General features: G+C 63.3%; 16 protein-coding genes and 1 pseudogene. 6 read left to right on the top strand and 11 right to left on the bottom strand.

Annotated features, from left to right (window positions below; genetic code table 11):
* Positions 1–24: 24 nt before the first annotated feature.
* From istA to B5M07_RS06370, 5 genes and pseudogenes are all read left to right on the top strand, one after another.
* A complete protein-coding gene (gene istA / locus B5M07_RS06390; protein WP_120350674.1) occupies positions 25–1,545 on the top strand; it encodes an IS21 family transposase in 1,521 nt (506 codons plus the stop codon).
* The gene (istB, locus tag B5M07_RS06385; protein WP_120350673.1) at positions 1,542–2,351 is read left to right on the top strand and encodes an IS21-like element helper ATPase IstB; all 810 of its coding nucleotides are present in this window, start codon (positions 1,542–1,544) and stop codon (positions 2,349–2,351) included. Before istA ends, istB begins: the two co-directional genes overlap by 4 nt.
* 126 nt (positions 2,352–2,477) lie before the next feature.
* Positions 2,478–3,509, top strand: a pseudogene (locus tag B5M07_RS06380) (capsule biosynthesis protein); the annotation flags it as partial.
* A 114-nt stretch (positions 3,510–3,623) separates the two neighbouring features.
* Positions 3,624–4,757, top strand: coding sequence for a polysaccharide biosynthesis/export family protein (locus B5M07_RS06375; protein ID WP_205570909.1), 1,134 nt, complete (start codon positions 3,624–3,626; stop codon positions 4,755–4,757).
* Positions 4,758–4,766: 9 nt separating this feature from the next.
* Positions 4,767–6,791: a capsular polysaccharide biosynthesis protein gene (locus B5M07_RS06370; protein ID WP_120350672.1), complete on the top strand. Its 2,025-nt coding sequence runs from the start codon at positions 4,767–4,769 to the stop codon at positions 6,789–6,791.
* A gap of 3 nt (positions 6,792–6,794) precedes the next feature.
* Here B5M07_RS06370 and ribD read toward each other — a convergent pair whose 3' ends face one another.
* Together ribD and nrdR are read right to left on the bottom strand one after the other, a co-directional pair.
* Positions 6,795–7,874, bottom strand: coding sequence for a bifunctional diaminohydroxyphosphoribosylaminopyrimidine deaminase/5-amino-6-(5-phosphoribosylamino)uracil reductase RibD (gene ribD, locus B5M07_RS06365; protein ID WP_120352173.1), 1,080 nt, complete (start codon positions 7,872–7,874; stop codon positions 6,795–6,797).
* 29 nt (positions 7,875–7,903) lie between these two features.
* Complete coding sequence (gene nrdR / locus B5M07_RS06360) at positions 7,904–8,371, bottom strand: transcriptional regulator NrdR (RefSeq protein ID WP_067264800.1); 468 nt, start codon at positions 8,369–8,371, stop codon at positions 7,904–7,906.
* Positions 8,372–8,557: 186 nt separating this feature from the next.
* On the opposite strand from nrdR, the gene B5M07_RS06355 reads away from it, so the two are divergent.
* Positions 8,558–9,229, top strand: coding sequence for an SDR family oxidoreductase (locus B5M07_RS06355; protein WP_120350671.1), 672 nt, complete (start codon positions 8,558–8,560; stop codon positions 9,227–9,229).
* An 18-nt stretch (positions 9,230–9,247) separates the two neighbouring features.
* On the opposite strand, the gene B5M07_RS06350 is transcribed toward B5M07_RS06355, so the two are convergent.
* The 9 genes from B5M07_RS06350 to B5M07_RS06310 all read right to left on the bottom strand — a co-directional run bounded on the left by B5M07_RS06350 (position 9,248) and on the right by B5M07_RS06310 (position 19,068).
* Complete coding sequence (locus B5M07_RS06350) at positions 9,248–9,664, bottom strand: secondary thiamine-phosphate synthase enzyme YjbQ (RefSeq protein ID WP_120350670.1); 417 nt, start codon at positions 9,662–9,664, stop codon at positions 9,248–9,250.
* 34 nt (positions 9,665–9,698) lie between these two features.
* Positions 9,699–10,145, bottom strand: a complete 447-nt coding sequence (locus tag B5M07_RS06345) for a hypothetical protein (protein WP_162931822.1) — start codon at positions 10,143–10,145, stop codon at positions 9,699–9,701.
* Between the two features lie 79 nt (positions 10,146–10,224).
* Positions 10,225–10,638: a hypothetical protein gene (locus B5M07_RS06340; protein WP_254693965.1), complete on the bottom strand. Its 414-nt coding sequence runs from the start codon at positions 10,636–10,638 to the stop codon at positions 10,225–10,227.
* Positions 10,639–10,739: 101 nt separating this feature from the next.
* Positions 10,740–12,722, bottom strand: coding sequence for an RNA polymerase sigma factor RpoD (rpoD, locus tag B5M07_RS06335; RefSeq protein WP_120352171.1), 1,983 nt, complete (start codon positions 12,720–12,722; stop codon positions 10,740–10,742).
* Positions 12,723–12,858: 136 nt separating this feature from the next.
* Positions 12,859–14,859, bottom strand: a complete 2,001-nt coding sequence (gene dnaG, locus B5M07_RS06330) for a DNA primase (protein WP_120350668.1) — start codon at positions 14,857–14,859, stop codon at positions 12,859–12,861.
* A gap of 114 nt (positions 14,860–14,973) precedes the next feature.
* Positions 14,974–15,282, bottom strand: a complete 309-nt coding sequence (locus tag B5M07_RS06325; RefSeq protein WP_205570908.1) for a hypothetical protein — start codon at positions 15,280–15,282, stop codon at positions 14,974–14,976.
* Positions 15,283–15,333: 51 nt separating this feature from the next.
* Positions 15,334–15,870, bottom strand: a complete 537-nt coding sequence (locus tag B5M07_RS06320; RefSeq protein WP_120350667.1) for a sarcosine oxidase subunit gamma — start codon at positions 15,868–15,870, stop codon at positions 15,334–15,336.
* Complete coding sequence (locus B5M07_RS06315; RefSeq protein ID WP_120350666.1) at positions 15,863–18,799, bottom strand: sarcosine oxidase subunit alpha family protein; 2,937 nt, start codon at positions 18,797–18,799, stop codon at positions 15,863–15,865. Before B5M07_RS06315 ends, B5M07_RS06320 begins: the two co-directional genes overlap by 8 nt.
* On the bottom strand, positions 18,796–19,068 hold the full coding sequence (locus B5M07_RS06310; RefSeq protein ID WP_120350665.1) for a sarcosine oxidase subunit delta: 273 nt from the start codon (positions 19,066–19,068) through the stop codon (positions 18,796–18,798). Before B5M07_RS06310 ends, B5M07_RS06315 begins: the two co-directional genes overlap by 4 nt.
* Between the last annotated feature and the right edge of the window lie 5 nt (positions 19,069–19,073).

Genomic DNA, 19,073 nt, shown 5'->3' with positions numbered 1-19,073 from the left:
ATTTTCTGCGTAAGGAGATCGTTCATGCCGGGCCGTCATGTCACCGACCAACAGATGAGGCTTTTCATGACGCTCAGACAGACCCACACCGTTCCTGTGGCCGCGGCCAAGGCGGGGATCAGCCAGGCAACTGGCTATCGGCTGCAAGCCGACCCAACTTTACCATCCCAGAAGAAGACCCCGCGTGGCCGACGTCGCCCGGATCCGCTTGCCGATATTTTCGATACGGATGTCGTGCCGCTGCTGCGGTCCTCACCGGGGTTCCGTCCTGTCGCCGTTTACGAAGAGCTGCTGCGGCGACACCCCGAGCTGGGCACCGGCATCCGGCGCACTTTGGAACGGCGGATACGCGCCTGGAACGCCGAGCATGGCCCCGAACAGGAAGTCATTTTCCGGCAGGTCCACACGCCGGGCAAGATGGGCCTGTCGGATTTCACCGCCATGGGCAAACTGGGGGTGACCGTGGCCGGTGAGCCGTTGGATCATCGGCTATATCACTTCCGGCTTGCTTATAGCGGGTTTCAGCACGCCCATGTTGTGCTGGGCGGCGAAAGCTATGTGGCGCTGGCTGAGGGATTGCAGAACGCCCTCTGGGCGCTCGGTGGTGTGCCGCACGCACATAGGACCGACAGCCTGTCGGCGGCCTTCAAGAACTTGGACAAGTCCGCCCAGGCTGATCTCACCGACCGTTTCGATGCTCTGTGCAGTCATTACGGCATGACGCCAACGCGTAACACCAAAGGTGTCGCGCACGAGAACGGCTCGATCGAAAGCCCCAATGGCCATCTCAAGCGCGCCATCGAAGATGCGTTGCTCATGCGTGGGTCGCGCGACTTCCAGACTTTGCCGGACTACCGCCGCTTCATCGATGAGATCGTTGGGCGGATCAACGCGCGCAATGCAAAACGCATCGATGTGGAGCGCGCCAGCCTCAGGCCTTTGCCTGCGCGTCGCACCACGGATTATGAAGAGGTCAGGCTGCGCGTCACGTCCTCCGGTGGCTTCACCTTGCGCAAGGTGTTCTACACCGTGCCGTCCCGGCTGATCGGTCATCATCTGCGCATACGGCTCTACGATGATCGGCTGGAGCTGTTTCTCGGAGGCACCTCCCTGCTGACGCTGCCACGCGGGCGCGCATCGAGCAACGGCAGCCATGGTCACGTGGTCAATTACCACCATGTCATCCATTCGTTGCGCAAAAAGCCGATGGCCTTGATGGGACTGATCTATCGTGACCAGCTGTTTCCGCGCCGGGCGTTCGGCGACATGTTCGCAGTCCTGCTGGAACAGACCGGCGAGAAGAAGGCTTGTCGCATGACCGTCGATCTTCTGGCGCTGGCCCACGACCGGGGGTGCGAGGCCGAATTGGCCGCTCAGATCGAGGAGGATCTTCGTCAGAACCGCCTGCCTGACATGGCAGCCCTGCGCGTGCTCTTCAGCCCGTCGACCGAGGCGCTCCCCCAAGTCGAGGTGCGCCTGGCCGACCTGTCATCCTACGACCAGCTGGTCGGCAATGCGGCATCCGCCGAGGAGGTTGCAGCATGACGTCGTCGCAGATCGACACCGCCCGTCTCACCCTCGCTCTGAACGAATTGCGCCTGCCAGCCATCAAGGCGCTCTGGCCGCGCTTCGCTGAACAGGCCGACAAGGAAGGTTGGCCCGCCGCCCGGCTGCTCAGCACCCTGGTGGAGCACGAGCTGGCCGAACGCGTTCGCCGCCGTATCGAGCGACATCTCGCACAGGCCCGCTTGTTGCCCGGAAAGACCCTCGAGACCTTCGACTTCTCAGCCGTCCCCATGCTGTCCAAGGCCCATGTCAGCGCCATCACCGCGGGTGACAGTTGGATCGGAAAGGGCAGCAACATCATGCTGTTTGGCCCGCCGGGCGTAGGCAAGTCGCATCTCGGCTCCGCCATCGGGCTCGCACTTGTCGAGAAAGGCTACCGCGTCCTCTTCACCCGCACCACCGATCTGGTCCAAAAGCTCCAGCAGGCGCGCCGCGATCTCGTCCTCGAAAGTGCAATCGCGAAACTCGATAAGTTCCACCTGCTCATCCTCGATGACATCACCTACGTCACCAAGGACCAAGCCGAGACCAGCGTGCTCTTCGAACTCATCAGTGCAAGATACGAACGCCGCTCCATGCTGATCACGGCCAACCAGCCTTTCGGGGAATGGAATACGATCTTTCCTGACCCGGCAATGACACTGGCCGCCGTCGACCGGCTCGTCCACCACGCGACGATCTTCGAGATGAATGTCGAAAGCTACCGCCGGAGAGCCGCCGAAAAGGCAAAGGGGCCGGGGCGGCCCGCGCACAGGGCCTCACCGACAGATATGAAAGCTGATTGACGCGCCGCGACAATCAAAAACACAAATCCCTTGATCGCGGCTGAAAAGGCCACCATCGTTACCAGTGTCGCGACCAAGGATTCTCATCCTGATTGACGCGCTCTTCTCACCCAGATTGTCGCGCTACAGCCCATCCACGCCGAAGCGGTGGCCGAGGCCAAGCGCCGCGGCATCACCGTGCATGTTTTCGAGGAAGGCTATATGCGGCCCTATTGGGTCACCTATGAGCGCGGCGGCTCAAACGGCAACTCGCGCCTGATGGAGATGACCATTCCGCAGATGCAGGCAGCGCTGGCGCGCTCGGACATGGAAGCCCCCCTGCCCCCCGGCCACTGGGGCGACATGCGGCACCACATCTTTTACGGCGCGCTTTACCATTGGTTCGTGATGTTCCGAAACGGCGACTACCGCAATTTCAAACCCCACCGCAGCCTGCCGGTGACCAAGGAATTCCGCCTCTATCTCAAGCGCCTGCTGCTGATGCCGGTGCTGGCCGCCGACCGTTTGCTGGCGACGCTAAAAATCCGGCTGGGCGGTTTTCCCTATCATCTGGCGCTGCTGCAACTTGAGCATGATTCCTCTTTTCAAAAGCATTCACCCTTCGACACGATGGCCGATTTCCTAGAGTTGGTGATCGAAGGCTTTGCCAAGGGCGCGCCGCAGCACCACCACCTCGTCATCAAGGCGCATCCGTTGGAGGATGGCCGCGTCCCCGTGCGGCGCGATGTCAAACGGCTGGCACGTGCCTTCGGCGTTTCAGACCGGGTGCATTTTGTCCGCGGCGGCAAACTGGCACAGCTTTTGAACGACACGCGCAGTGCTGTGACAGTGAACTCCACCGCCGGGCAACAGGTGCTTTGGCGCGGCATCCCCCTCAAGGTCTTTGGCCGGGCGGTCTATTCCCAGCCAGAATTCGTTTCGGACCAGCCTTTGCCGGATTTCTTTGCCACGGCCAGCCGCCCCGACAACCGCGCCTATAAGGACTACCGCCGCTATCTGCTTGAAACTTCTCAGGTTCCGGGCGGGTTCTATGCCGCGCGGGGGCGGCGGCAATTGCTGCGCCAAGTGGTCGATATGATGCTCGCGCCCGACGATCCATATGACGCGCTGGAACAGGGCACCGCGGCCCCTCGGCAACAGTTGCGGGTCGTCACCTGAGTTAACCCATTCCGGCCTGTAGATTTTTTCGTTAGGCTGCGCTAAGTTGCAAAGTAATACGCCAAAACAATTGGCGATTTCGAGGCAGATATTTCAGGTCGAGGAGACCGGGCAGTGAAATCCGTATCTTTCCGGTGGGCGCGTCCCGTCGCAGCACTGGCGGCAGTGGCCGTCATCTCATCTTGTGGTTTGCCGCAGGTCGGGCCGAACAAGCGGCAAATCTATGCAGGCTCCGTTCAGCGCGAGGGCGATGCCTTTGTCGTCAGCGTGAACGACCGCGTCACCCGTGCCACCGCCGTGGCCCCCGCGCTTGGCTTTTCCGAAAGCTTTAAAAACGCAGGCCGGGTCGGCTCTGACACGATCCAACCGGGCGACATCCTTGGCATCACCGTGTATGAGAACGTGGATGACCCGCTTTTGGGCGTCGAAGGCGCGCCGGCCACCCTGCTCGAAGAAGTGCAGGTCGACGGCGCGGGCTTTATCTTTATTCCCTACGCGGGCCGCATCCGCGCTGCGGGCAACACACCCGAGGCCATCCGCCGCATCATCACCCAAAAATTGGGCGAACAGACCCCCGACCCGCAGGTCGAAGTGCGCCGCGCTGCTGGTGACGGCTCGACCGTATCGCTCATTGGCTCCATCGGTGCGCAGGGCGTTTACCCGATTGAGCGCCCCACCCGCACGCTGGCCGCCATGCTGGCCCGCGCAGGCGGTGTGACCATCATTCCCGAAATCGCTCAGGTCACCGTGATCCGTGGCGGGCAGCGGGGCAAAATCTGGTTCCAAGACCTCTATGACCACCCCGAACTCGATATCGCGCTACGCCCCGGCGACCGTATCTTGGTCGAAGAGGATACACGTTCATTCACCGCACTTGGCGCCACAGGCGGTCAGGCCCGCGTGCCGTTTGAATCGCAAAACCTGTCACTGCTCGAAGGCATCGCACAGGTCGGCGGGCTGAGCCCGATCTCGGCTGACCCAACCGGCGTCTTCGTCTTCCGCAACGAGCCGGAAGCAGTTGCCGAACAGGTGTTGGGCCGCAGTGATCTGACCGGCGCGCAGCGTATGGTCTATGTGACCGATCTGACCAAGCCCAACGGCATGTTCATGGCCCGTGACTTCGTTATCCGCGACGGTGACACGATCTATGTGACCGAAGCCCCCTTCACCCAGTGGAGCAAGGTGATTTCGGCCATCACAGGCACGGCAAGTTCGGCCGACAGCATCTCATCGCTCACCAGCGGCTGATCCACGCCGGTGGCCTTTGAAGCTGACCCATACCAATACCCTGCCGCCGGTCCCGAAAGGAGCCGGCGGCTTTTCGTATATAACGGCGGGTTTCTGACGCAGCGGCGGGTGCGGCGCATTTTGCAGCTGTCGGGCCATTCCTTGCGTCTTGGCCTGCCTGGCCCTGGTGATGCCGTGGCGGTTTGGGGCAACTCCCCCACCGCGCACCGCGGGCTGGCGGTGGCCGCGAAACGCGATGTGCCGGTGATCCGGGTTGAAGACGCGTGGCTGCGTTCGCTCCATCCGGGCCGCGCAGGGGAGCCGCCCTTGGGGCTACTGATCGACAGCCGGGGGGCGCATTTCGACCCTGCCCAACCTTCCGACCTTGAAGAACTTCTGGCCCGTCACCCTTTGGACGACACCGCCCTTCTGGACCGCGCGCGGGGCGGCATGGCGCAGTTGGCCGAGGCGCATCTGACCAAATACGCGGGCTTTGACCCTGCCACGCCAGCGCCTGATCCGGGCTATGTGCTGGTGATCGACCAGACGCGCGGCGATGCATCAGTCACCGCCTCGGGCGCGGATCGCGCACGGTTTCTAGAGATGCTCGTTTTCGCCCAAGAGGAACACCCCGGCGCGCGGGTCATCATCAAAACCCACCCCGAAACGGCCCAGGGGTTTCGTCCCGGCCACTACAGACCCGAGGACAGCAACGACCGGATCACCCTGCTGACCGATCCGGTCAGCCCTTGGAGCTTGTTTGAGGGGGCGGTGGGTGTCTATACCGTCTCTTCGCAAATGGGGTTCGAGGCGATTTTTGCAGGTCATAAGCCGCGTGTCTTTGGCCAGCCCTTCTACGCCGGTTGGGGGCTGACGGAGGATGAATTCCCTGTCCAACGCCGCCAACGCCTCCTTACCCGAGCGCAACTCTTCGCGGCGGCGATGATCCTTTATCCGGCGTGGTACGATCCCTATCGCGACCGGCTCGGGGATTTCGAGACGGCCCTCGCCTGCCTCGCCGCGCAGGCCCGCGCGTGGCGAGAAGATCATGCCGGTTGGGACGCATGGGGCATGCGCCTGTGGAAGCGCCGTCCGCTGCAGCAATTCTTTGGCGCGTCAACGCCGCTTCGCTTTCGCAAAGGCGCTGCAGAGACGCCGCAGCCGCCCCGCCGCGCCATGGTCTGGGCCAACCAGGCAGAGACCGCGCCCCAAGGCGCATTGAGGGTGGAGGATGGCTTTCTCCGCTCCCGCGGGCTGGGGGCCGAACTGGTCCCGCCCCTGTCGCTGGTCTGCGATGATCTGGGCATCTACTACGACCCCCAAGGGCCAAGCCGTCTGGAAAAATGGATCGAAAAGCGCGCCGAGCTGCGCCCCGATCAACTGGCCCGCGCCCGCGCGCTGATCGACAGGCTCACCGGCGCGGGGCTGAGTAAATACAACCTTGGCGGCGCCGCGCCCGATCTGCCAGCGGGACGCCGCATCCTTGTGCCCGGTCAGGTGGAAGATGACGCTTCGATCCTCACTGGCACAGACACCGTGCGCAGCAACGCGGCCCTGCTGGCCGCCGCCCGTGCCGCCAACCCGGATGCCGTGATCCTCTACAAACCCCACCCCGATGTCGAAGCGGGCCTGCGCAAAGGCGCGACCGAGGCGGGCGACGCCGATCTGATCCTGCACCACGCCGACCCGATGGCGCTTTTGGATCAGGTCGATGCGGTTTGGACCATGACCTCGCTCTTGGGGTTCGAAGCCCTGCTGCGCCGCGTGCCGGTCGTGACCTTGGGCGCGCCTTTTTACGCAGGCTGGGGGCTGACCGAAGACCGGAGCGATGTGCCGCCCCGCCGCCGGGCGCAACCGACGTTGGAAGGGCTGGTCCATGCTGCCCTCATCGACTACCCACGCTACCGCGATCCGCTAAGCGGCCTGCCCTGCCCCGTCGAAGTGGTGGTCGAACGGCTGGCTTCCGGCAGCCTGCCCCGCGCCGGGCTGGGCAACCGGCTGCTGTCGAAACTTCAAGGGGTCTTTGCCAGCCAGAGCCACCTCTGGCGGCGGTAGCGTTTAGTCGGCCGCGTTCCGACGCCAAACGTGCAGCAAGTCCGGCCCGATCTGCTGGCTCGATTGCAGGGCAAAGCGCGGCGCCTCGGCCAGCCGCGAAAGACCGAGCGCTCCGATCCCCGGCAGACCTTCGGCGCCGATCACCAGCCCAGCGGTAAAGCCCACCAGCCGGTCGACCAGATCCGCCTCAATCAAGGACGCGGCCAAGGCGCTGCCGCCCTCGCAGAAGATACGGGTGAGCCCATGGCCCGCCAGTTGCCGCAACACATCAGTGGGGTTCAATTGCGCCCCCCGCGCCGCGCACGGCAGCAGCGTCGCCCCCAGATCGGACCACGCTTTGACCAAGGCCGGATCGGCATCCGTGCCATGGCAGAGGATCAACGGCACCTCTGCCGCCGTCCGCGCCAACTGCCCCATCAGCGGCAGGTCAAGCCTGCGCGAGACGACGACGCGGGCCGGTTGCTGGGCGACGCCAAGACCGCGCACCGTGAGGCTTGGATCATCCTTGCGCGCGGTGCCTGCCCCGACCATCACCGCGTCGTGCCGCGCGCGCATGGCATGGGTCAACCGCCGCGCCGGGGCGTCGGTGATCCACTGGCTCTCGCCCGTACCGGTGGCGATGCGCCCGTCAAAGGAATTGGCCAGCTTCAGCGTGAGCATCGGACGGCCCAAATCGGTACGGCAGAAGAAACCCGCGTTATCCGCGCGGGCCGCGTCTTCGTGCAGCCCGACTGAGACCTCGATCCCCGCCGCGCGCAACATCGCGATGCCGCGTCCGTTCACCCGCGCGTCGTCATCTTGCGTCGCGATCACCACCCGCGCCACGCCCGCGTCGATCAGCGCCTGCGCGCAGGGCGGTGTCTTACCGTGGTGGGAACAGGGCTCAAGCGTGACATAGACCGTCGCCCCGCGCGCCGCAGCGCCCGCCTGCGCCAGCGCCTGCGGCTCTGCATGGGGGCGCCCGCCGGGCTGGGTCCAACCGCGCCCAACGATCCGAGCGCCTTGCACGATGACACAGCCGACCGCCGGGTTGGGCCAGACATTGCCCTGCCCGCGCCGCCCCAAGGACAGCGCAAGCGCCATGAACCGCACGTCGCTCACCCCATCGCCGGTCACTCTTCCGGCAGGGCGTCGGGCCGCAGTTCTTGGACGAATTTATCGAAATCATCCGCGGCTTGGAAGTTCTTGTAAACAGAGGCGAAACGCACATAGGCCACGGTGTCGATCCGGGCCAGCGCCTCCATCACGATCTCGCCGATGTGTTTCGAGCTGATGTCGGTCTCGCCCATGCTTTCCAACCGCCGCACGATGCCAGAGATCATCTGATCGATACGCTCGGGATCGATGGGGCGCTTTTGCATGGAGATGCGGATCGAGCGTTCCAGCTTGTCGCGGTCAAAGTCTTCGCGTTTGCCAGAGGTTTTGATCACCACAAGATCGCGCAGTTGCACCCGTTCATAAGTGGTAAAGCGACCCCCGCAGGCCGGGCAAAACCGTCTGCGCCGGATCGAGACGTGATCCTCGGCCGGGCGGCTGTCTTTCACTTGGGTGTCGATATTTCCGCAAAACGGGCAGCGCATGGGCCGTCCCCCTCTTCATCCTGCCTCACTTGTGGGGCGCGCGGCCCTCTTGTCAAAACTTATAGGGGAGCCGCGAGGTTTTGGGTAGAGAAGATTTCCACAGCTAGATGTTGCGTTCAAAAATGTGTCATGGACCCAACGCCATGCCCCTGCGTTGGTCAGCCAAGGACATAAACGGAGCATGCTATGACCAAGACACTTTTCCTCACCGGTGCCTCCAGCGGGATCGGCGCGGCCACCGCGCGAGCCGCAGCCAAGGCGGGCTGGAACATCGGCCTGTTCGCCCGCAGCGAAGAGAAACTGAACGCCCTCGCCGATGAGATCGGTGATCAGGCGCTGGTGCTCGTGGGCGACGCCACCGATTACGACACGCAGAAACAGGCGCTCGACAAGCTCGCCGATCACTTTGGCGGGGTCGATGCGGCATTCGCCAATGCCGGACGTGGCACCAGCCCGGCGGGCACCGAAAAGGGCGATCCGCAGGATTGGAAGGCGATGGTAGACCTCAATATCATGGGCGCGCTCTATACCGCTCATGCCGCCATGCCGCATCTGCGCAAAACGACCGGGCAATATGTCGTCACCGGCTCTGCCGCAGGACGGCGCCATATCCAAGGCTCGATTTATAGCGCCACCAAATGGTTCATCCACGGCTTCGCGGGCAATCTGGCGGATGAGATGGCCGAATGGGGTGGCCGCTGCATGGTGGTGTCCCCCGGCATGGTCGATACGGCCTTTTTCGATGAGGCCAAACCCGACAAGCTGCAACCTGAGGACGTGGCAAATGCCGTCATGCATGCGCTCGACGCGCCTGCGCGGGCGGCGGTGCGTGAAATCCATCTGATGCCGACGGGCTAAGCCCGGTCCGGTCCGGCGTCAGTCGGGCCGGAAATGCGCCGCGATTTGGCGGTGATGGGGGGCGTTGCGGTGCTCGAACAGATAGATGCCCTGCCATGTCCCCAGCATCATCCGCCCCCGCCCCACGGGGATGCTGAGGCTGACGGGCAGAACCGAGGCTTTGATATGCGCAGGCATGTCATCCGGCCCTTCCAACAGATGCGTGAGATAGCCCATTTGCGGCGCATCCGCAGGCGGCACCAGCCGCGCGAAATAGGCCAAGAGGTCGCGCTGCACGTCTGGATCGGCGTTCTCTTGGATCAACAGCGAGGCAGAGGTGTGCCGCACAAGGAGCGTCAGCAGCCCATCCCCCTGCCCGGCAAGCCAGCGGGCCACATCATCGGTGAATTCGTAGAGCGCCTGCCCGCGCGTTTCGACGGTAAATACAGTCTGCATCTTAGCAGGCTCCCCAATTTTGCGCGTCAGCGTCCTAGCATTGGCCCGCCGCCTGTTTCGCATCGCTGAGCGCAAAGAGCCCCAGTTCCGCCGTGCCGCTGTCGCAGGTAAGCGCCGCGATCTCTCGGCCCTGCTCGGTCACTGTCACACCGCCATTGCTGGTTTGATCAATCTTGTCGTATGCGCCGTAGACCTCATAGGAAAACGCCCCGTTGCGAAAGGTCGTGCTCTCCCGAATGGCGCGACCAATCCCCGGCCAAGGCTGATGCGCGACCTCCATGATCGGAGCGCTCAGCCTCAGGTCAGGCGCGGTGTGAGGGCCAAAGCGGTAGGTCACGCGATCCCCGGTGATACAGACATCCAACTGCTTGGTGCCCCTGCCGGTCGTACAGCTCAAAACCGTGGTGCTGCCTGCGTCGCAAAGGGCAGCGGCTTGGCTGACGCCGAGGGTCAGAAACAGGCTGGCAAGAACGAGACGCATGAGATTGATCCACCGCAACATCCCACGCAGGATAGGCCCGAGGTGCCGCGCAAACAACGGTCTAGGTCAGAGTGTGGCTCTAGAAATCTTCCAACTCGATCAGGTGGTCCAAACAGAACTGGCGCGCATGGTGGCTGGGCAGGTTCTCTCCCGCGCGGCGCAGGGTGACGGAATAGGACTGCCGGATATCGCCGTTCACCCGCTCGGGATCGGTGGTGAAAACAACGCCGGTTCGGCCCACACCGCTGAGCGACGGTCCACGGGGCGTTTTGATGAAAAGCCGCTTACTGCTCGGCAGGCCCAAAACATCCTGCGCAAACTCCGCAGCGGCGCACCAGACGTGACGCGCGCCTGCGCCGTGGTCTTCGATCACTTCAAAATCACGCGCGGTGAGGGGCACGACGACCAACCAATTCTCGGCCCGATAGGCCTGCGCGGCGGCTTGCAGCGGCAGCACCAAGCACAGAAGCGTAAGGAGAGTTTTGCGCATCATGGGATCCTCCTTGGGATATCCCATTGATGTAAGCGGCGCGCGCGGCAGGTCAAAGGCCCACCCCGCAAAAGGAAACGCGGCCACCGGGGCCGCGCATCGTTTTATTGATCAAGGAAGCTGCGCAGCTTGCGCGAACGGCTCGGGTGTTTGAGCTTGCGCAGTGCCTTGGCTTCGATCTGGCGAATACGTTCGCGGGTGACCGAGAACTGCTGACCGACTTCTTCGAGCGTGTGGTCGGTGTTCATGCCGATACCAAACCGCATCCGCAGGACACGCTCCTCCCGCGGGGTGAGCGAAGACAGCACGCGGGTCGTGGTCTCCTTGAGGTTTTCCTGAATGGCGCTGTCTAGCGGCAGCACGGCATTCTTGTCCTCAATGAAATCGCCCAGTTGGCTGTCTTCCTCATCGCCGATGGGCGTCTCAAGGCTGATCGGCTCTTTGGCGATTTTCATCACCTTGCGGACCTTTTCGAGCGGCATCTGCAGCTTCTCGGCCAGTTCCTCTGGCGTCGGCTCGCGGCCGATTTCGTGCAGCATCTGACGACCGGTCCGAACCAGCTTGTTGATCGTCTCGATCATATGCACCGGAATACGGATGGTGCGCGCCTGATCGGCGATCGAACGGGTGATCGCCTGACGGATCCACCATGTTGCATAGGTGGAGAACTTGTAGCCGCGGCGGTATTCGAACTTATCCACGGCCTTCATCAAGCCGATGTTGCCTTCCTGAATGAGATCAAGGAATTGCAGGCCACGGTTGGTGTATTTCTTGGCGATGGAGATGACGAGGCGCAGGTTCGCTTCGACCATTTCCTTCTTGGCCTGACGGGCTTCTTTTTCGCCCTTCTGGACCTGCTGCACGATGCGGCGGAATTCAGAGATATCAAGACCGACGTACTGACCGACCTGCGCCATGTCAGCGCGCAATTCTTCGACCTTGTCGCTAGAGCGTTCGATAAACATCTGCCAACCGCGACCGGACTTCTCGGCCATCCGCTCCATCCAGTTGGGATCAAGCTCGTAGCCACGGTAGTTATCGACGAACTCCTTGCGGTTGATGCGCGCTTGGTCGGCGAGCTTTACCATCGCGCTGTCGATCTGCATGATGCGGCGGTTGATGCCGTAAAGCTGGTCGATCAGGGCTTCGATACGGTTGTTGTGCAGGTGCAGTTCATTCACCAACAGCACGATCTCGGACCGCAGCTTTTGGTACATCGCTTCCTGATCTTTGGTGAAAGACCCGTCTTCGTTCAGCGTGGCCGAGATACGGCTGTCCTGCATCGCGCTGAGCTTTTCGTAGTCGTCGGCGATGATGTCGAGCGCTTCGAGAACCTGAGGCTTCAGCGCCGCTTCCATGGCCGCAAGACTCATGTTGGCCTGTTCGTCCTCATCGTCATCGTCGTCGGAAGAGATCGGGTTGCCGTCGGCGTCGTACTCGGGCTTGGCTTCTTCGCTCTTGGTCTCGGTCCCGGCGGCAGGGGCCACGACCGGCGTGGTTTCTTCCTCATCGCCCATCTGCGTGCCAAACGTCGCCTCAAGGTCGATCACGTCGCGCAGCAGAATGTCTTCGGACAGAAGTTCGTCGCGCCAGATGGTAATCGCCTGAAACGTCAGCGGGCTTTCGCAAAGCCCGGCGATCATCGTGTTGCGGCCCGCCTCGATCCGCTTGGCGATGGCGATCTCGCCCTCACGGCTAAGCAACTCAACGCTGCCCATCTCGCGCAGGTACATGCGGACCGGGTCATCGGTGCGGTCGAGTTTTTCAGAGGTGCCAGAGGACAGCGCCACATCACGGTTGGACTCGGTGGTCGTGACTTCGGTCGAGCCTTTGTTCTCTTCCTCTTCGGCCTCTTCGTCTTCGATGATGTTGATGCCCATTTCCGACAGCATCGACATCACGTCTTCGATCTGTTCCGAGCTTACCTGATCGGGCGGCAGCACCGTGTTGAGCTGATCATAGGTGATATAGCCCTTCTCGCGGGCCTCGCCGATCATCTTCTTCACGGCGGCTTGGCTCATGTCGAGCGAGTGGCCAGCCTCTGAATCGTTGCTCTTTGCGTCGTCATTCGTATCTTTGGCAGCCATCTCATGCTCCTTCAGCGCGTCAGCGCGAATCATCCGCAGACGATTCGGTTTTCCGAATCATGCGGGGTTATTGGTGATTCTTAAACCCGTTGCCCAGCATTTTCAAAAAGTCCTGCAAATGGGCCACGCTGATGCCTCATCCGCGACCCTTCGACTTCTCATATTTAATCGTTCCAAGCAGCGCATCCAGCGCACTGCGTTCATCGCGGTCCATGGTCATGCCGTTGTCGCCCACGTCGAATTCCCCGTTGCTTTCTTCCTGCGCGCTGCGGCGGGCAAGGTCGGCGGCGCGGGCCGCTTCGCTCAGACGCCAGGTTACCCCCTCGTCCGCCGGGCCACTGAGGTCTTCGACGGCTTCGGCAATCTCTTCGTTCAGTCCACGGGCGGCATCCAGCTTGGCCAGTTCCTCGGCGACGGTCAGGCGGGTCATGTCCACGTTGCCGGGATTGCGAATGCAGGGCGTGATGGCAACGTGGCGTTGCCCCTTCATGTTTTCAAGTGTCTCCCAGCCCAGCGAATAGGAAATCTCATCGCGCAGCGTCTCTTGACCCGCGTGGCCAAAGCGCAGCAGCAGATCGCGCAGCCGGGCGTGGTCGGGATCGTCGCAGCGCATCGCCTCCAACCCGGTCTCGAAAGTCTCGACCAATTGCGGGCAGTCCACGAGGGCCACGAGGATCACCGCCTCGCGCAGATGCATGCCCACCTGTTCATCGCTCATCGCCACGAGGGCCGAGGCTTTGGTGCTCGCCAAAGGGGCCAGCGGCGCGCCCCATGGAGCACCCTTGCCTCCTTTGCCCCCGCCCTTGCCCGGCCCCCTGCCGCCCACGGGGCGGAATTCAGGGCGCTGTTTTTGGGGGCGGAAAAGGTCCCACCGTAGGTCTTTGATCTCTTGCCCATAGTGGCTGCGGATCGACGGATCGCGGATAAGTTTAATCTTTTCACGCAGACTTTTATCCAGCGCCGCTTTTCGTTCGGGGCTGTCAAAGACTTTGCCCTCGGTCTCGCGCTGCCACAGCAGGCGCACCATGGGCAGGGCGCTGTCCAAAAGCTTTTGCAAGGCCCCGGCCCCTTGGGCCCGCAGCAGATCGTCGGGGTCTTGCCCCTCGGGCATCACCGCGAAACGCAGGCTTTGCCCGGCCTCTAGCAGCGGAAGCGCCAGATCGATCAGGCGAAGCGCAGCACGCTGGCCCGCCGCATCGCCATCCAGCGTAATAATCGGCTCGGGCGCGATCCGCCAAAGCATCTGCAACTGGTTTTCGGTAATCGCGGTGCCAAGCGGGGCCACGGCCCCCTCGAACCCCGCCCCGTGCAGGGCGATCACATCCATATAGCCTTCGGCCACGATCAACGCCTGCCCCCGACCTGCAGCGGCGCGGGCGTCTTTCACATTGTAAAGGCTGCGGCCCTTGTCGAAGAGTTCTGTCTCAGGCGAGTTGAGGTATTTCGCCTTATCCTCTGGGTCCATCGCGCGACCGCCAAAAGCAATCGCCCGCCCCCGCGCATCGCGGATCGGGAACATGATCCGGCCCCGGAAAGTGTCATAGGGTTTGCCCCCCTTGGACGAGGGTTTCGCCAGCCCCGCACCAAGGATCAACTCATCCGCCACGCCCTTAGATTTGAGGGCATCCCAAAGCCCCTGCCAACTGTTCGGCGCAAAGCCAATCTCCCAATGCGCCTGCGCCTGTTCCGAGAGGCCGCGCTTGATCAAATAGTCCCGCGCCGCCCCCGCCGCGCCGGTGCGCAATTGCAGGCGGAACCACTGCACCGCTTGCTCCATGACCTCGGCCAATTGGGTCCGCTTGTCGGCCTTGGCCTGCGCGCGCGGGTCTTGCTTGGGCACCGGCATGCCGACTTCACGGGCGATGATCTCTACCGCCTCCATAAAGCTCACATTCTCGGTCTCGCGCACGAAAGAGATCGCATCCCCCTTCGCGTGGCAGCCAAAGCAGTAGTAGAACCCCTTGCGGTCATCGACGTGGAAGCTGGCGGATTTTTCCTGATGGAAAGGGCATGGCGCCCACATGTCGCCCTTGCCCTGATTGGACTTTCGATTGTCCCATATGACCTTGCGCCCCACCACCTGAGACAGGCTGGCGCGGTCACGCAGTTCTTCCAAAAATCCAGGGGGCAGGCTCATGGTTTCATATACCGGCTGGGGCGGATCAGAGTCCAGAGGAGGCAGGTCAGCCACGGGCGGCAAAGCGCCTTTCCATGCCGGGCAGCGCCCCTGCCCGGCATGGTGTTTGTTAGCTTACTGCGCGAGGCACATTTCTTTCCACGCGGCGGAGAGATCGTTCTTTTTCACGTCGCGCATTTTCATCTCATAAACCCAAGGGGTCACCAGCGGGATCGCGGTGTTAAAGCTTTCGGGCCATGTCGCCTTGGCCTTCACGGCGGCAGGCACTGCGCGTTCCTTCACGCGGTCAAGCCTCGCCTGCTGCACGGCGGCGACCACGGCGGCCTGATGCATACAGCTGTCTTCTTTTTTCGAGGCTGCCAGCGCCGGGCCCGAGACCGCCATGCTGATCGCGGCCAAAGCGGCGAAAATCGTTTTGTTCATGTCTATGCTCCGTTGTTTGCCAAACGGGGATTCGGGCCCCCGCCGGACAACCTAGCGCCGCGATGCCACCGCTTCCATAGCGCGGCGCAACTCCTGCACCAAAGTGGCGGCCATCGACCGATAGACCATCAGCAGGAAGCCGGTCTCAGTGCGGGTGATCAAGGCAGGCATGTCGCGCAACGCGCTGCGCAGGGTCTGACCGGGTTTGAACGCCGCCGCGCGCAGATCCACCGGGGCCAAACGCGCCAAGACGTCTTCGGCCCCCGGCCCCTGCAATTCCGCCACCGCCCATCCGTCTGAGACATCGACGAGGGCCGCATGTTTCGTCAGCGCCTCGCCCGGCGCAACACCGAAGAGCAGCACTTCATCCCGACCAAAGCACAGGCAGCGGGCATCGCCTTTGGCGGTGCTGCGTAGCGGGTCGGGCAAGGCGAGGCCATGGGTCGCCTCAAGCGCCTCTGACAGGCCCGCACGATCGAAAGCGCCCAGGACGGTCAACTGACCCATGTCACAGGCCGCCACCGTCATGCCGCCAATCTTTAACGGGAGCAGGTCGCCAAAGGGCGTTTGTGCTTTCAACTCAACCACGGGCGCGCCCTCCTTCGGGGTCGACAAAGACTGGGGCGCAGATCTCCACCTCCGCCTCAATCTCGCGCAGATGGTCGACCATGCGCATCACCTCTCCGTGCCGCTGACGGCCCCGCGTGACAAAACCCAGCCCGATAAAGGTGCCGATATCCGGCGAAAAGCCGACCGAGGTCGTATGCCCCTGCGCATTCTCGCGGCGCGCCTCGGCCCCGGCCTCAAACAAAAACGCCCCCGCCGTCAACTGCTTCACCGCGCCCACGGGCTGCAGCCCCACCAACTGCCCCCGCTCCGGATCGCGCAGGCCGGGGCGTTCGGACATGGTCTTGCCGATGCAATCCTTGGCGTCCGACAGCATCCGCCCCATGCCGATATCCTCCGCCGTGGCGCGGCCGTCGATCTCTGCATGGGTGATATGGCCCTTTTCCAACCGCAACACGTTGAGCGCCTCCATCCCGTAGGCCCCACCGTCCAGCGCCTCGGCCCGCGCGACCAGCAGATCAAACAGCGCCGCGCCATAGCGCGCGGGCACCGCGATTTCATAGGCATGTTCGCCAGAGAAAGAGATGCGGAACAGCCGCGCCGCGACACCGCCGAGCCACACGTCACCACAGGCCATGAAGGGAAAGCTGTCATTGTCGATCGGCTGCTCCAGCAGCCCATTCAGCAATTCACGAGACTTCGGCCCCGCCACGGCGAATTGGGCCCATTGTTCGGTGACCGAAGACAGATGCACCTGCCATTCGGGATGCAGACATTGCGTCACGAATTCCAGATGGCGCATCACCTCACCGGCAGCGCCGGTGGTGGTGGTCATCAGGTAATGCGTCTCCCCCAACCGCGCGCAGGTGCCGTCGTCCATGACGAAACCATCCTCGCGCAGCATCAACCCGTAGCGCACTTTGCCGACCTTCAAGGTGCTGAACTTATTCGTATAAACCAGATCGAGCAGCTTGGCCGCGTCCGGCCCTTGAATGTCGATCTTGCCCAAGGTCGAGACATCGCAGACCCCAACCGTGTTGCGCACAAAACCGACCTCCCGGTCACAGGACTGCCGCCAGTTACGTTCCTGCCCGCGCGGGAAATAGCTGGGGCGATACCACAGCCCCGCCTCCACCATCGGGGCGTTCATGGCAAGGCTGGCCGCGTGGCTGGTCGTCAGCCGTTCGGGCGCAAAGCCCTTGCCCTGCCCGCCCGCGCCCATCGCTGCAATCGCAACCGGGGTATAGGGCGGGCGGAAGGTGGTCGTGCCCGTCTCGGCAATGCCGCGCCCCGTGGCATCGGCCAGCACCGCCAGCGCCGCAACGTTTGAGTTTTTACCCTGATCGGGTGCCATGCCTTGGGTCGTGTAGCGTTTCATATGCTCGACCGAGCGGAAGTTTTCTGCCGCCGCCTGCTGCACGTCTTTCACACAGACATCGTTCTGAAAATCGAGCCACGCCCGGCCCTTGCCCGGCACCGCCCAGAGGGGTTTGAGAGTGTATGGCGCATCATCGGCCTGCGGCAGGTCCACGGCCTCTGCTTTGCAGCCCAGCGCCTCCAGCGCGTCCCCGGCCGCGGCCACACCCGCGGCAAGGCAGCCGTGGGTCGAGAAGGTGCCGTTGCAGGCCCCCGCCACATGCATCCCCGGCACAGCGCCGGGGGTTGGGACGAAGGCGTGAATATCGGGCTCCCACGTCGGTCGCCCGCCCAGATGACAGGTCAGATGCAGCGAGGGGTTCCAGCCGCCCGACATGGCCAGACAGTCGGCCTGTATCTTATGCTCTCCGCCCGCTGTGCGGATGGTCACGGCCTCCAATTCCTTGCGACCCGAAGCGTTGCAGACCACGGCACCGCGCAGCACCGGAAAATCCGCGCCTTCAATGCTGACCCCCTCGCGGCTGTCGATCAATGCAGCCACATGCACCCCCGCCGCTGCCAGATCGCGCGCTGTGCGGTGGGCGTCGTCGTTGTTGCCAAAGACCGCCACTTGCTTGCCCGGTGCCACGCCCCAACGGTTGAGATAGGCCCGCACCGCGCCTGCCGTCATGATGCCGGGGCGGTCGTTGTTGGCGAAGGCCACGGGGCGCTCTAACGCGCCTGCCGCAAGGATCGATTGCTTGGCCGCGATGCGCCAGAAACATTCCAGCGGCGCACCCTCGCCGCGCCGCGCGCGGTGTTGGTTGACCCGTTCGAGCGCGCCGAACATGCCGCCGTCATAGGCCCCGGTGACCGTCGTGCGCGGCATCAGGCGGACGTTCTCCATCGCGGCCAGTTCCGCCACCATTCCCGCTGCCCATGTGTGACCCGGTTGGCCACCGATACTCTCGTTCTCGGCATAGAGCCGCCCGCCCATCAGCGCGTCTTCGTCGGCGAGGATCACATCGGCCCCAGCCCGCGCCGCGCTCAGCGCCGCCATCAACCCCGCCGGCCCCGCGCCGATGACCAAGAGGTCGCAAAAGGCATAGGCTTTCTCATAGGCATCGGCATTGGGTTGACCGCTCAGCCGACCAAGCCCCGCAGCACGGCGGATCACCGGCTCGTAGACATGTCGCCAGAACCGGCGCGGCCACATGAATGTCTTGTAATAGAACCCCGCCCCCAGAAAGGGCGCGCCAAGGTCGTTTACCGCCATCAGATCAAAATCGAGGCTCGGCCAAGCGTTCTGGCTGCGCACCGCCAGCCCCTCGTAAATCTCTTGCATCGTGGCGCGAACGTTAGGCTCTGACGCGGGACCGACACCTGTGGTCACCAGCGCGTTCGGCTCTTCGCTGCCCGCGCTGAGCACCCCGCGCGGGCGGTGGTATTTGAACGACCGCCCCATCAGCCGCTGCCCGTTCGCCAGCATGGCCGAGGCGACCGTATCGCCCGCAAAGCCGTCATAGCGCCGCCCGTCGAAGGTGAATCTGACCGGCTTGTCCCGGTCAATCAATCCGCGCCCTGCGATCCTCATGCCATGGCCCTTTTCACATCAGATGCCAGTTCCACGGCCTGCACCGCATGGGTCACCGTATTGCGGGTGACGACCACCCACGCGCCGCAACCGCTCTCATGCTGCCACAGGTCGCGCGTCTGCCCTGCCGGGTTGTCGCGCAGGTGGAGGTAGCCGTCCCAGACATCGTCGCCAGCATCAGGTGCTGGCCGCGCCAAGGCGATGGCGTCGCCGCGATAATAGAACTCTCGCCGGTCCCGGCTGCCGCAGATGGGGCATTCAATCCGCATGGTCG

Source organism: Sulfitobacter sp. D7 (assembly GCF_003611275.1).
In the GTDB taxonomy this organism is placed as follows: Bacteria; Pseudomonadota; Alphaproteobacteria; order Rhodobacterales; family Rhodobacteraceae; genus Sulfitobacter; species Sulfitobacter profundi.
This window is presented reverse-complemented; position numbering and strand designations above follow the sequence as displayed.